Source organism: Streptomyces sp. NPDC054834, from assembly GCF_053611185.1.
Map to the genome: position 1 here is coordinate 251,484 of NZ_JBSGZV010000006.1, position 13,089 is coordinate 264,572.

Consider the following 13,089-nt stretch of genomic DNA (forward strand, 5'->3'; position numbering starts at 1 on the left):
GTCACGCGACACGGCCGCTGATGTGTGTGTCCCCTGTGGGCCGCGTGTGACGACTGAGTGAAGCGCTTGCAGGCTACGTCATGCAACTGACAACTGGGAGAGGGCGCCGGCCACCAAGGTCCGGACACCCGGTGCGACCGTGGACAGATCGGGCGCGAAGTGCGGGCTGTGGTTGCTCGGCACGGCCTGGAGCTTCTGCGGGATCTCCACGCCCTCCGCCGCCTCCCACACCGCGTGCGGAGTGGTCGTCACGAACCAGTACGAGTACGGGATCGAGCCCGCCGCCAGCCGGGGGAAGTCCTCGCTGCCCATCGCCGGGCCCGGGTCGAACACGGTCGCCGCGCCGAACACCTCGCCGTGCACGGCGGCGACCCGGCGGTCGGTCTCCATGTCGTTCACCGTCACCGGGAAGGTCGCCCCGACCGTCACCTCGGGCTCCCTCGGGCACCCGGCCGCCAGGCACTCGCCGAGCGCGATACGCCGGATCGCGGCGAGCATGCGCTGCCGCACCGCCTCGGACTGGGTGCGCAGATTCAGGGCGATGCGCGCCTCGGCCGGAATGATGTTGTGCCGGGTGCCGGCCTCGATCCGGCCGACCGTCAGCACGGCGGACTCGGCCGCGGCGGTCTCCCGGGCGACGACGGTCTGGAGCCGGGTGACGAGATACGCGGCCGTCACCACGGGATCGACACTCGCCTCGGGCCGGGACCCGTGCCCGCCCCGCCCGTGCACGACGATGTCCACGTCCGTCGAGGCGGACATGATCAGTCCGGGCGCGTGCGGGTACAGCCCGGCCGGGCCGGGGGCCGCGTGCTGCCCGAGCAGCACGTCCGGTCGTACGAACCGTTCGTACAGTCCGTCCTCGACCATGCGGGCCGCGCCCTGCCCGGTCTCCTCGGCCGGCTGCCCCACCACCAGCAGCGTCCCCGACCAGGTCTCCCGCCCGTCCGCCAGCGCCGCCGCCGCGCCCGCGAGCCAGGTGACGTGCAGATCGTGCCCGCAGGCGTGCATCACCCCGTCCGCCTCCGAGGCGTACGGCAGCCCGGTCTCCTCCCTGACCGGCAGCGCGTCCATGTCCGCCCGCAACAGCACGGCGGGCCCGTCACCGTTGCGCAGCAGCCCCGCCACCCCGGTCCCCCCGACCCCCTCGACCGTCTCGAACCCGGCCGTCCGCAACCGCTCGGCGAGCCTTCCGGCGGTGCGGTGCTCGGCCATGGACAGCTCCGGGTGACGGTGCAGGTCCCGGTAGAAGTCCTCCAGGGAGGGGACGGGGAGGCCGGCGGTCAGGTCGAGGGCGGTGCGGGCGGCGGGGGAGGTCATGGGGGTCAGGGTAGGCCTTCGTCCGTCACCCGTCCGGCTGTGCCCGGACGCCGGGGAAATGAGCCGGCGGCCGTGGCACGGCAAGGGCGCCAACGGCAGGCGCTCCGGCGGGAGTCATGGGTCGAAGGGCGGGTGGAACGGCAGGGCGGCTGCCCGGGCGGATGCGTCGTGCACGCCCTGTCCGGCGCTGACAGGGCGTGCACGACACGCGGAGTGCCGGACAATGGTCACAACTGGGTTCCCGCCCGGAGCGGAGTGCCCCAGGTGGGGCGCCTGGACGGGTACCCCGGCCCGATTGCGGCGGGCCGGGGGCTCCATCTCAGGCATCAGGCTCAGTTCCAGTCGTGGTCGTTGTCGTCGTGGTCGTTGTCGCGGTCGTGGTCGTTGTCGTGGTCGCGGTTGTCGCGGACCACCCGGAAGCTGGCCGCGCCGAGGGTGGGCACCACGCCGAAGCTGGAGCTGTGGGGGCCGACCGTGGTGATGGGAGCGCCGTTGTCGCAGACCACCCCGTTGAACACCTCGACGGTCCTGTTGCTGTCATTGCGGATGTTCAGGCTCGTGGCGCCGCCCAGGAGGAGCACGGTGATGCAGTTGCCCGGGTGGCTGGAGTAGCTCCGCTCGTTGATCTCGATCCGGCCCTCCTCCTCGCGGTTGCGGTCCTCGTGGCGGCCCTCGTGGCGGTCCTCGTGACGGCCCTCGTTGCCTTTGCCCTGGAAGCCGTTGTTGCCCCCGACGTTGCCGACGAAGCCGCCTACGTTGCCGGTGCCCTCGTTGCCCTTTCCTCCGGGGTCGGCACCGGTACCGGTACCGAGCGCGGGCGCCTGGACGGCTTCCGCCTTCTGGACGGCCGGCGCCTGGGCGACCGGCCCGGAGGCGGCCGAGGCGTAGGTGAGGCCGCCCGCGGCCAGGGCCGCGGCGGCCACGACTCCCGCGGTGACAGCGGTGGAGCGGCGGGTCTTCAGCATGCAACTTCTCCTGTCTGAGAGAGACCGGCCCGGACAGCCGGCGCGTGATTGAACGTACTAACCGCCACGATGGCTGTCATATCGGGCAAATCGGCAGGCTGCTCTCAGGGCTCCGAACGGGGGACGCCGGGCGACCGCCCGGGCGGCTGACGGCTTGTGAAATAGCCGCGAAAAAAAGGAACTTGAGGGACAGTTAGCCTTTCAAGGTGATAATCTGATATTTCGTCACTCCTACGGCAGCACGCACCTGGAAAACTGCCGGACAATCAGCTGAGTGACCATCAGAGAAGCCGCGCCGGGCCTAGCGGCGCGGTGCGTGCTGGGCCGAGGGTGTGGCGGGGGTGCTGTCCGTGGCCCGGGCCGGGCCCGCGTTCGCCGCCGTGACGAGGGCGACGACGGCGACCACGGCCGCGGCGACGCCTCTGGCGTACCGTGCGGTGGGGCGTCCGTAGCGTGCGGCTGAGCGTCCGAGCACGGCAACCTCGCAACAACAGCGGCGTATTAAGCACGTTTAATGCGACGCTTAACCTAGGGGCTGGCCAAGCCGAACGGCAAGGGGCATAGGGGGAGTTGGGGGTGCAGGAACGTGACGATCCTGAGACCATCGGGCGGCGGGTGCAGCAGCTGCGGGCGGAACGCGGCCTGACGCAGAAACAGTTGGCGGAGCCCGCCTACACGCCCGCCTATGTCTCGACGCTCGAGGCAGGACGGGCGCGGGCCTCCGACGAGGCGTTGCGGCACATCGCGGGCCGGCTCGGCGTCACCTTCGAGGAGCTGGCCAGCGGGCGCTCCCCCCACCTGGCCACCGATCTGCGGCTGCGGCTCACCGAGGCGCAGCGGACCCTGGCCACCGGCGAGGCGAAGGAGGCGGCCGTCCAGTACGCCGCCCTGTTCGCGGAGGCGGAGACACACGGGCTGGCCGGCGAACAGGCCACCGCGCTGCTCGGGCTCGGGGAGTGCGCCCTCGAGACCGGCGACCTGGTGGAGGCCAGGCAGCACTTCGAGCGCGCCGAGGAAGGGATGGCCTCAGAGCCGCTTCCGGTGCGGGTGCCCGCCCTGCGCGGCCGCGCCGTCGCCCACTACCTCTCCGGTGAACTCCGTTACGCGGTGTACCTGTTGGAGTCCGCCGTCGACGAGCTCAACCGTGGCGGGCTGCACGACCCGGACGCTCTCCTCCTGCTCTACGCCAGCGTCATCGGCCCCTACATGGACATGGGCGCCCACGCCCGCGCCGCCCAGGCCGCCGAGTTCGCCCTCGCGCTCGCGCCGCAGGTCGAGGACCCCGCGCTGCTCGCCCGGATGCACCGCTCCGTCGCCCGTACCCTGCTCGCCGAGGGCCGGGTCGCCGAGGCCGACGCCTCCCTGGCCAAGGCGGCCGAGCTCTACCGCCGGCTCCAGATCCGTACCGAACTCGCCAACTGCCACTGGATGCGCGGCTACGTGTACGCCCAGGACGGTGAACTGGAGCGCGCGGAGCACGAGTTGCGCGAGGCGCTCGCCATGCTGTCCGCCACCCGCGCCGCCCTCTACAGCAGCCAGGCCGCCGTCGAGCTCGCCGACGTCCTGCACCGGCGCGACAAGTCGGAGGAGGCCGCCGAGCTGCTGCACAGGGTGCTCGGGGACCTGTCGTCGGAGCGGGGCGCCGTGCACTCGGCGGCCGCGCACCGCCTGCTCGGGATCATCGCCGAGGACGCCCGGGACACGGAGGCCGCCGAGGAGCACTACGTGCGCGCGCTGAGCCTGCTGGAGCGGGCGGGCGCCGCCGGTGACCTCGCCGACCTGTGCCGGCTGCTCGGCGATCTGCTGCGCCGGACCGGGCGGGTGGAGGCCGCCCTGGACGCGTACCGGACGGGGCTGGGACACCGTACGGCCCCCGGCACCACCACCCTCGGGCCCGCTCCCGCGCAGCCTCCGCTCTGAGCTGCGTCGAAAGCTGTTTCGCCCCCCTCGCCACGGGTAGCCGGACCGAGGCTGAAGGAGGCGGTGAAGGTGCGGCCCAGGGACGACGGTGCGCGTCTCGGCGGTTCCGGCGGCGCACCGGAGGAGCGGCGCCGCCCGAGCGTTCCCGGAAACGCGGCACCGCACCGCAAGGACCCGGCGGAAACCCTGGCCGAGGCGGTACGGGGCGCGACGCCCGAGCGGGTGCCGGAGCGGCTGTGCGCGGCCGCGGTGGACCTGCTGCCGGTGGCCGGCGCGAGCGTGTCACTGCGCAGCGAGGGCGTGCCGGTGCTGGTCGGGGCCAGCGACGACACGGCGGCCGGCGTGGCGGAGATGCAGGCCACGCTGGGCGAGGGGCCGTGCGTGTGCGCCGCCGAGACCACCGCGGCGGTGTTCGCCGGCGACCTCACGGCCGGGCAGGACATGGCGCGCTGGCCGGTGTACGCGCAGCAGGCGACCGGCGCGGGGGTCCGGGCCGCGTACTCGCTGCCGCTCGGCGACTCCGCGGTGTGCGTGGGCACGTTCGACCTGTACGGCACCGACCCCGGCGAGCTGACCGGCCCCGATCTGCACACCGCCCGGCTGCTGGCGAGCGCGCTGACCACGGCGCTGATGTCGCTGCCCCGGGGCGAGGAGGAGATCGGCCGCGCGGGTGGCTTCTGGCTCGGCGGCCTGACCACCGGGCACAGCGAGATCCAGCAGGCCATCGGCATGATCATGGCCCAGCTGGGGATCGACGCCGACGAGGCCCTGGCCCGCCTGCGCGGCCGCGCCTTCGCCTGCGGGCGTACGGTGCTGGAGATGGCCCGAGACGTGGTCGCCCACCGCGAGCGGTTCCACGAGGAGCGGGCCTGAACCGTGGACGGGCGGTCAGGCCTGCGTGCGGGCCTGGGCGCGGATCTGGGTCAGGCGCTGGGCGCCGAGTTCCAGGGCCCGGCGCGTGCTGTCGTCCGGGGGTACGGCTCCGAGCGCGCCGTCGGTGAGCACGATCGCCTCGTCCGCGACCCGTACGGCGGCGACCTCCAGGGTGAGCACGGGCGCCTGCCCGTTCATGTCGCTCTCGCCGGTCAGCGTCACCCGCAGGCCCTGACGGGCGTCCCCGACAGCCGGCAGCGGCAGCTCCTCGACCTGGACGGCCTCGACGCCCGAGCGGGTGGTCGTCGCCAGGAACTGTCCGCAGGTGCCCGGCAGCGTCCGCAGCCAGGCAAGCGCGCGGTCCACGTCCGCCGGGCGGTGGGCGGCGACCTGGTAACGCAGCTGGGCCTGGTCGTCGCCGTCGTCGAGAACGGCCACGGCCAGGCTGCCCGACGGCCGGCCGAGCGGTTCTTCGGTGTACAGCGACTCCAGCAGCCGCTGGCAGTCGGGCGCGGCGGTCGTCGTCGCCTTCAGCAGGCCGTCCCGCCAGGTCGCCGCGCCTTCGGACGGCATCCAGGGCGCGCCGAGATCGGCCTCGTTGATCAGGGCGGCCCGGGCCTGGGCGGCGGTGAGGCCGGGGGTCGGGCCGGCCTCGGTGTTCGGCTCGGTCGAGACGGGAGCGGCGAGCGGGTCCCGGGCCTGCCCCGGCGTGCCAGCCAGGCAGGCGGAGGCGGTGAGCAGCGTGGCCGCGGTGACGGCGACGGCGGCGGGGCGGCGGGCAACCGGGGGGTGGGGCATGTACCCACGGCACCATTGCCTCCGGCGGGTCACCAGTCTGTCCGGTCCGTCCGGGTGAGGGGGTGAGGTGGGTGCGGGCAGCAATGCGGACCGGCATCGAAATGCGCTGCCACGGCCTGAGTGATCGCGCGAAAAAAATGCGTCGCCCCCGCCGCGCGCCCCTGTTACCGTCCCCCACATGAAGCGCGCCCCGTCCTCCCCCTTCCGTACGACGACGCCGGAGTACGTCCCGGTGCGCTGACAGGTGACCTCAAGTCCGAAGCCCCGGGGCGAGTGCCCCGGGGCTTCGGTGTGTGTGCGTCCCGGTTCTCGTCCCGGCCACCACACCATCCGCGAGGAGACCGCCATGCACGACCACCGCCGGCTCGGCCGTGAGCTGGGTCTGTTCGACACCGATCCCCTGATGGGCGCGGGGCTGCCGTACTGGCTTCCGGACGGGGCCGTCGTACGGCACACCCTGGAGGAGTACGTCCGGGAGGCGGAGCGCGCGGCCGGGTACCGGCACGTGTACTCGCCCGTCCTCGGCAAACGGGAGCTGTACGAGCTGTCCGGCCACTGGGACCACTACAGCGACGACATGTTCCCGCCCATGCGGCTGGGGTCGGAAGAGGTCGTGCTGCGCCCCAGCCTCTGCCCCCACCATGCGCTCATCTACCGCTCCCGCTCCCACAGCTACCGTGAGCTGCCGTTGCGGATCGCGGAGTTGGGTGCCATGTACCGCTCCGAGCCGTCCGGGGTGCTGGGCGGGCTGACCCGGGTGCGGTCCATCCAGCTCAACGACGCCCATATCTTCTGCACCCTGGACCAGGCGGTCGAGGAGGCCCGGGCGGCCCTGGGCCTGATCGCCCGCGCCTACGCCGACCTCGGCATCCGGGCCTCCCGGTACCGTCTCTCGCTCCCCGGGGAGGGCGGCAAGTACGTCGCCGACCCGGCCCTGTGGCGGCGGGCGACCGCGATGCTGCGGGAGGTGCTGGAGGAGTCCGGGCAGGAGTACGAGGAGGCGGAGGGCGAGGCCGCCTTCTACGGCCCCAAGATCGACGTGCAGATCACCGACCCCGCGGGCCGTGAGGCCACCCTCTCCACCGTCCAGATCGACTTCCACCAGCCCGAACGCTTCGACCTGCACTACGTCGGCGCCGACGGGGCCAAGCACCGCCCGGTGATGGTGCACCGCAGTGTCATCGGCAGCATGGAGCGCGCTGTCGCGCATCTCGTCGAGGAGCACGCAGGCGCGTTCCCGGTCTGGCTGGCGCCGGTGCAGCTGGTCGTGCTGCCGGTCGCCGAGGGCCAGGTGGAGCAGGCGGAGGCGGTGGTGCGGGAGGCCGCCGCGCGGGGCCTGCGGGCCGAACTCTCCGGTCCCGGGCAGGGCACCCTGGGCGCCCGGATCCGCGCGGGGCGCCTGGTGCCGTACCAGGCGGTGATCGGCGACCGGGAGGCCGGCGCGGGCCAGGCCGCCGTACGGCTGCGGGACGGCCGGCGACCCGGGGCCCTTCCGGTCGACGACCTGCTGCGGCGGATCGGTGACCGGGTGCGGGCGCGCGGCACCGCCCTGTGGGAGTGACCCGGTGACGCAGGGCCTGTCCCGGACCTGGCCTAAGGTCGGTACGACGGAAGGAGACCGCCGTGACCGGTCAGCCCATCCCCGTGATCATCGACTGCGACACCGGTGTCGACGACGCCCTGGCCCTGCTGTTCGCCGTCCGCCACCCGGACCTGGACCTGCGCGCGGTGACGTGCGTGGCCGGGAACACGGACGTCGACGGGGTGGTCCGCAACACCCTGACCGTGCTGGAGCGGGCGGGCGCACCGGACATCCCGGTGGCCCGGGGCGCCGAGCGGCCGCTCATCGAGCCGGCCCGCTCGGCACGGCACGTGCACGGCCACGACGGGATGGGCGACCTGGGGCTGCCCGTGCCCACCCGGGCCCCGGCCGCCGTGGACGCGGTGACGCTGCTGCACCGCGAGATCCTCGCCTCGCCCCGCCCGGTCACCCTGATCCCGACGGCCCCGCTCACCAACATCGCCCTGCTGCTGCGCACCCACCCGGAGGTGACCGGCAACATCGAGCGGATCCTGTTCATGGGCGGGGCGGTGGCCGGCGGGAACGCCACGCCCGTCGCCGAGTTCAACGTCTGGCACGACCCGGAGGCGGCGGCGGTCCTGCTCACCGCCGGGGTGCCGATCACCATGTACGGGCTGGACGTCTTCCATCGGGTCGTCGTCCCCGGCGTCCAGGTACGGCGGCTGCGGGCGAGCGCCGAGCCCGGCACCCGGCTGGCCGGCGAGCTGCTCGCCCACCGGCCGACCACGCAGGGCGGCTCCGCCGAGGCCGAGGCGGCGGGCGGCCTCGGCGACGCGGGCGCGGTCTGCGCGGTCGCCGACCCGGAGGGCATCACCACCCGCCTGCTGCCCGTCGAGGTCTCCCTCGCCCCCGGCCCGGGCCGGGGCCAGACGATCGTCGACCGCCGGCCCCGGCCGGGCGAGTCCGAGATCCACGAGGGCGCCCGCGAACAGGCCCTGGTGGACGTGGCGTTGGACGTGGACGTCGACCGGTTCGTGAAGCTGTATCTGGAGACGGTGGAAAGGCCGTAGGCGGAGCGGACTCAGTCGGTCGTGGCGGGGGCCGGGGCCGGGGCCTGGGGCGTCCACCGTTCCTCGACCCTGGCCACCTTCCAGTACGCCACTGCCGCCGCCCACACGACCACGAACAGGCCGACGACGATGTAGCCGACGTTGCCGAGTTCGAGGCCGAGGAGTTCCATCGTGGCGATGACGAAGGCGACGGCGATGGACAGGCCGGTGATGGCGAGGTTGTAGAAGACCTTGCGCACCGGGTTCGAGAACGCCCACTGGTAGGCGAAGTTCATGAACGTACCGTCGAGGGTGTCGAACAGGCTCATGCCGGCCGCGAACAGCAGGGGCAGGCAGAGGATCGCGTACCAGGGCAGGCCCGCCGCCGCGCCCGAGCCGGCCATCACCATCAGCGTGACCTCGGTCGCCGTGTCGAAGCCGAGGCCGAAGAGGAAGCCCAGCGGGAACATCTGGCCCGGCCGGGTGATGGACCTGGTGAGGCGGCCGAGGACGCGGTTCATGAAGCCACGGGAGTCGAGGTGCTGTTCGAGCTCCCTCTCGTCGTACGAACCCGCCCGCATCGCCCTGAAGACGCGCAGGATGCCGACGAGGGCGACCAGGTTGAGCGCGGCCACGAGATAGAGGAACGTGGCCGAGATCGTCGTACCCATGAAGCCCAGCACCTGGTGGGTGCGGGAGTTCTCGTTCATCACCCGGCCCGCCAGCTGTGTGCCGCCGGCGATCATCGCGGCCAGCACGACCACGACGCTGGAGTGCCCGAGCGCGAACCAGAAGCCCACCGACACCGGCCGCTTGCCGTCGGCCATCAGCTTGCGGGTGGTGTTGTCGATCGCGGCGATGTGGTCGGCGTCGAAGGCGTGCCGCATGCCGAGGGTGTAGGCGGTGACGCCGAGCCCGATGCCGAAGGCCTTGGAGCCGACCTCGTAGTGACCGGGGGCGACGAGGAGGAACAGGATGCCGAAGGCGACGACGTGGAGGGCGGCGATCACAGCCATCAGCCCGGCGGTCTTGACGGTGTCCTCGCGCCGCCAGCGGAAGGAGGCGGCCTTGGTCTCGGGCAGGGTCATCCGGTTCACGCTCCAGCACCTCGTGGATCACTTCGTGAGCTGCCGTGGCCGGTCTCCTGGCTTACGGGTATGACGTCCGCCGCCCCTGGCCTTCCCGGTCGTACGACCAGTGGCCCCGGCGGGTGCCGGACAGGACGGGAACTCCCCGATCACAGTGGCGAGGGCCGCGTCGACATCGCATCGACTTCCCGAACACCACGGCCCGCCCACCGTAGGGGCGCGGGCGGTTGTCTGCATAGCTGCGTACCTGCGCAGGTATCGAAGATCACAGAACGGCGCCTGCGAATATGGCGGTATGCATCTCGTGCCTGCCGACCGCGCGGACCGTCGCACCATCGACGGTCACCGGGTGTGCGACGCCATCGCCGCGATCGGCGAACCCGGCCATGTGCGCGCCTGGGCCGACCGCTTCTCCCTGCTCGCCGACGCCAAACGGCTCGCTCTGCTGCTCGCCCTGTACCGCACCGGCCCGCTCGCCGTGTCCGACCTGGCGATCGCGACGGGAATGAACGACCCCGCGGTGTCGCAGGCGCTCAGGCTGCTGCGGGCCGCGGGGGTCGTGGAGGGGGAGAAGGAGGGACGGGTGGTCAGGTACCGGGTGGTGGACGCGGAGGTTCAGGGCTTGCTCAAGCACTGCGCGGCCGACGGAGGCTGACCGGACCCGCCTCCCCCGGGAGGGTCAGCCGCGCGCGGTCCGCTTCCGGCGCGTCGCGACGACGATGGCCGCGCCGCCCGCGAGGAGCACCGCCGCGCCCCCGGCGATGATGCCGGAGCTGCTGCCGCCACCGGTCTCGGCGAGGTCGCCGCCGCCACCGTCGGGCGTCGGGGCCGCGGCCGGGGTGGACTCGGAGGCGGACGGGGTCGGCGTGCCGGAGGACGTCGACTCCGAGGCGCTCGGGGTCGGGGTGTCGCTGTCCTTGGCCGGGGTCGACGGCTGGGCCGGCGGGACGGACGCGGGGGAGGACGGGGTCGGCGTGGCGGACTCGGTGGAGGTGCAGTCCTTCGTGCCGCCGTTCCAGGCCGCGATCAGCTTGTCCTTGATGACCGGGTGGTCCGGGCCCTTGGGCAGGTCGCCGTGCTCGAAGCCGTCCTTGGCGTCGAGGTCGCCGTCGAACTTCACCGCGCCCCGGTACAGGTCGATCTGCGCGAAGCAGCCCGCGTCGGGCACCGCGATGTCGAGGGAGTCGGTCTGGCCCGGCTTGACGGTCACGGAGTCGAAGTCGATGAAGATCTGCTCGCCGGAGGTGTTGAAGGAGGCGCCGTGGGCGAGGTAGGAGGCCAGCGAGGCGGTGCAGGTGGAGGCGTCACCGGCGGTGCGGACCTTGACGTGGACCTTGCCGTCATCGGTGGGCTTGAGGTTCTGGTCGTCGACCTTCACCGAGTCGTAGAAGTCGGTGCCGTCGAGCGAGAACTGGCAGCGGTCGGTACCGGTCTCCGTGCCCGCGCCCGTGCCCGGCTTGTAGGTACCGCCGGACTTCCAGCCGTCGCCGCCGGGCGCGTCGTTGGCCAGAGCGGCGGAGGCGGCGGCGACGGAGGCCGCACAGAGGGCGAGCGTCGCGACGCCCGTCCCCAGCAGGCGGCGCGTGGTGGCACGTCTCGCTATGGACATGTGTATCCCATCAGGAGTTCTGAGAGTGCTTCAGGCAGCGTGCTGCGGCCTGTGGCAGGCAGAAGCAGGTCGAAGACACCGGGCCCATTGGTCACATGCGCCACAGCGTGTGCACATGGTGGGTCGACCGGCCGAACCCTGTCAACCTGCGTCGCAACAAGGGGAGTTCGGGATTCATCACAACTTCGCCACACTGGGAATGATCTATTCCGCAGAGTGTGAAGGTTCGCTTTCCCGGCAATGTGGACAGGCTTTCCTCTGTCGTCCTTCCCAAGGGAGCCACTGTGAACGACCTCTCGTCCAGGAACCCCGACTGGTGGCGCCAGGCCGTCATCTACCAGGTCTATCCCCGCAGCTTCGCCGACGCCGACGGCGACGGGCTCGGCGACATCCGGGGCATCGCCGAGCGCCTGCACCATGTGGCCGCGCTGGGCGTCGACGCCCTGTGGCTGAGCCCCTTCTACCCGTCCGAACTCGCCGACGGCGGCTACGACATCGCCGACCACCGGGACGTCGACCCCCGCCTCGGCACGCTGGACGACTTCGACGCCATGGTCGCCGAGGCCCACCGGCTGGGCCTGAAGGTCATCGTCGACATCGTCCCCAACCACACCTCGCACCAGCACCCCTGGTTCCAGGAGGCGCTGCGGGCCGGTCCCGGCTCCGCCGCCCGCGACCGCTACGTCTTCCGCGCCGGGCGGGGCGAGCGCGGCGAACTCCCGCCCACCGACTGGCAGTCGGTGTTCGGCGGCAGCGCCTGGCAGCGGGTCCCCGACGGCCAGTGGTACCTCCATCTGTTCGCCCCCGAACAGCCCGACCTCAACTGGGACAACGACGACGTCCGCGCCGACTTCCGCACCACCCTGCGCTTCTGGTCCGACCGGGGCGTCGACGGCTTCCGTGTCGACGTCGCCCACGGCCTGGCCAAGGACCTCACCGAACCGCTGCGTGATCTCAGCGAACTCGGTGACCTCGGCCCGACCGGCGAGGAGTCCCTGGAACACGTACCGCCCGGCAGCCACCCCTACTGGGACCGGGACGAGGTCCACGAGATCTACCGCGACTGGCGCAAGATCTTCGACGCCTACACCCCGCCCCGCACGGCCGTCGCCGAGGCCTGGGTCCCGGACGCCCGCCGCGCCCTGTACGCCCGCCCGGACGAACTGGGCCAGGCGTTCAACTTCGAGTATCTGCAAGCCGGTTGGGAGGCGAACGGGCTGCGCCGAGTCATCACCGACTCGCTGCGCACGGCGCGCACGGCAGGGGCCTCCGCCACCTGGGTCCTGTCCAACCATGACGTCGTACGTCACACCTCCCGTCTGATGCTCCCGCCCGGCACGGACTACGACGCCTGGCTGCTCGCCGGCGGCCGGGCACCCGGGATCGACGAGGCGGCGGGCCTGCGACGGGCCCGGGCGGCGACCCTGCTGATGCTGGCCCTGCCCGGATCCGCGTACGTCTACCAGGGCGAGGAACTCGGCCTGCCCGAAGTGGCCGGTCTGCCCACCGAGGTCCTCCAGGACCCGATCTGGGAACAGAGCGGCCACGTCCGCAAGGGCCGCGACGGCTGCCGGGTGCCGCTGCCGTGGACGACCGGCGGCCCGTCGTACGGCTTCGGCGCGGCCGGCGCCTGGCTGCCCCAGCCGCCGGTCTTCGCCGCGTACGCGGTCCAGGCCCAGGACGGCGTCGAGGGCTCCACCCTGGAGCTCTACCGCAGGGCCCTGCGCCTGCGCCGCAAGCTCCTGGAGGGCGAGTCGCTGACCTGGGCGCCGGACGTACCCGCCGGTGTCCTCCAGTTCGCCCGCTCGGACGGCTGGCGGTGCGTCACCAACCTCGGCGACGAGCCGGTACCGCTGCCGCCCGGGGAGGTGCTGCTGAGCAGCGCGCCACTGCCGGACGCGAGGGTCCTGCCGCCGGACACCACCGTGTGGCTGGCCCGGTGACC

12 protein-coding genes and 1 riboswitch are annotated in these 13,089 nt (G+C 72.7%); of the genes, 6 read left to right on the top strand and 6 right to left on the bottom strand.

The window, feature by feature from the left end; genetic code table 11:
• Positions 1–78: 78 nt before the first annotated feature.
• The 3 genes from ACWGJM_RS11560 to ACWGJM_RS11570 all read right to left on the bottom strand — a co-directional run bounded on the left by ACWGJM_RS11560 (position 79) and on the right by ACWGJM_RS11570 (position 2,760).
• A complete protein-coding gene (locus ACWGJM_RS11560) occupies positions 79–1,320 on the bottom strand; it encodes an amidohydrolase (protein ID WP_453411442.1) in 1,242 nt (413 codons plus the stop codon).
• Between the two features lie 332 nt (positions 1,321–1,652).
• Positions 1,653–2,285, bottom strand: coding sequence for a hypothetical protein (locus ACWGJM_RS11565; RefSeq protein ID WP_453411443.1), 633 nt, complete (start codon positions 2,283–2,285; stop codon positions 1,653–1,655).
• Positions 2,286–2,586: 301 nt separating this feature from the next.
• Positions 2,587–2,760, bottom strand: coding sequence for a hypothetical protein (locus ACWGJM_RS11570; protein ID WP_453411444.1), 174 nt, complete (start codon positions 2,758–2,760; stop codon positions 2,587–2,589).
• Between the two features lie 101 nt (positions 2,761–2,861).
• Here ACWGJM_RS11570 and ACWGJM_RS11575 point away from each other — a divergent pair, with 101 nt between their 5' ends.
• Together ACWGJM_RS11575 and ACWGJM_RS11580 are read left to right on the top strand one after the other, a co-directional pair.
• Positions 2,862–4,205 (top strand): helix-turn-helix domain-containing protein, encoded by a 1,344-nt coding sequence (locus tag ACWGJM_RS11575; protein ID WP_453411445.1) that lies wholly within the window; start codon positions 2,862–2,864, stop codon positions 4,203–4,205.
• A 69-nt stretch (positions 4,206–4,274) separates the two neighbouring features.
• Positions 4,275–5,078, top strand: a complete 804-nt coding sequence (locus ACWGJM_RS11580) for a GAF and ANTAR domain-containing protein (protein ID WP_453411446.1) — start codon at positions 4,275–4,277, stop codon at positions 5,076–5,078.
• A 15-nt stretch (positions 5,079–5,093) separates the two neighbouring features.
• Here the strand turns inward: ACWGJM_RS11580 and ACWGJM_RS11585 are convergent, their stop codons facing one another.
• Entirely contained in the window at positions 5,094–5,876 is a 783-nt protein-coding gene (locus tag ACWGJM_RS11585) for a hypothetical protein (RefSeq protein WP_453411447.1), read from the bottom strand.
• A 328-nt stretch (positions 5,877–6,204) separates the two neighbouring features.
• Between ACWGJM_RS11585 and thrS the strand changes: the two genes are divergently transcribed.
• Both thrS and ACWGJM_RS11595 read left to right on the top strand, forming a co-directional pair.
• Complete coding sequence (gene thrS, locus ACWGJM_RS11590; RefSeq protein WP_453411509.1) at positions 6,205–7,437, top strand: threonine--tRNA ligase; 1,233 nt, start codon at positions 6,205–6,207, stop codon at positions 7,435–7,437.
• Positions 7,438–7,499: 62 nt separating this feature from the next.
• Positions 7,500–8,468: a nucleoside hydrolase gene (locus tag ACWGJM_RS11595; RefSeq protein ID WP_453411448.1), complete on the top strand. Its 969-nt coding sequence runs from the start codon at positions 7,500–7,502 to the stop codon at positions 8,466–8,468.
• Between the two features lie 11 nt (positions 8,469–8,479).
• On the opposite strand, the gene ACWGJM_RS11600 is transcribed toward ACWGJM_RS11595, so the two are convergent.
• Positions 8,480–9,535, bottom strand: coding sequence for a HoxN/HupN/NixA family nickel/cobalt transporter (locus ACWGJM_RS11600; protein WP_453411510.1), 1,056 nt, complete (start codon positions 9,533–9,535; stop codon positions 8,480–8,482).
• Between the two features lie 29 nt (positions 9,536–9,564).
• Positions 9,565–9,750, bottom strand: a riboswitch (cobalamin riboswitch).
• 80 nt (positions 9,751–9,830) lie between these two features.
• Here ACWGJM_RS11600 and ACWGJM_RS11605 point away from each other — a divergent pair.
• On the top strand, positions 9,831–10,190 hold the full coding sequence (locus ACWGJM_RS11605) for an ArsR/SmtB family transcription factor (protein WP_453411449.1): 360 nt from the start codon (positions 9,831–9,833) through the stop codon (positions 10,188–10,190).
• 24 nt (positions 10,191–10,214) lie between these two features.
• Here the strand turns inward: ACWGJM_RS11605 and ACWGJM_RS11610 are convergent, their stop codons facing one another.
• A complete protein-coding gene (locus ACWGJM_RS11610; protein ID WP_453411450.1) occupies positions 10,215–11,144 on the bottom strand; it encodes an LAETG motif-containing sortase-dependent surface protein in 930 nt (309 codons plus the stop codon).
• 284 nt (positions 11,145–11,428) lie between these two features.
• Here ACWGJM_RS11610 and ACWGJM_RS11615 point away from each other — a divergent pair, with 284 nt between their 5' ends.
• A complete protein-coding gene (locus tag ACWGJM_RS11615; protein WP_453411451.1) occupies positions 11,429–13,087 on the top strand; it encodes a glycoside hydrolase family 13 protein in 1,659 nt (552 codons plus the stop codon).
• Positions 13,088–13,089 lie beyond the last annotated feature (2 nt).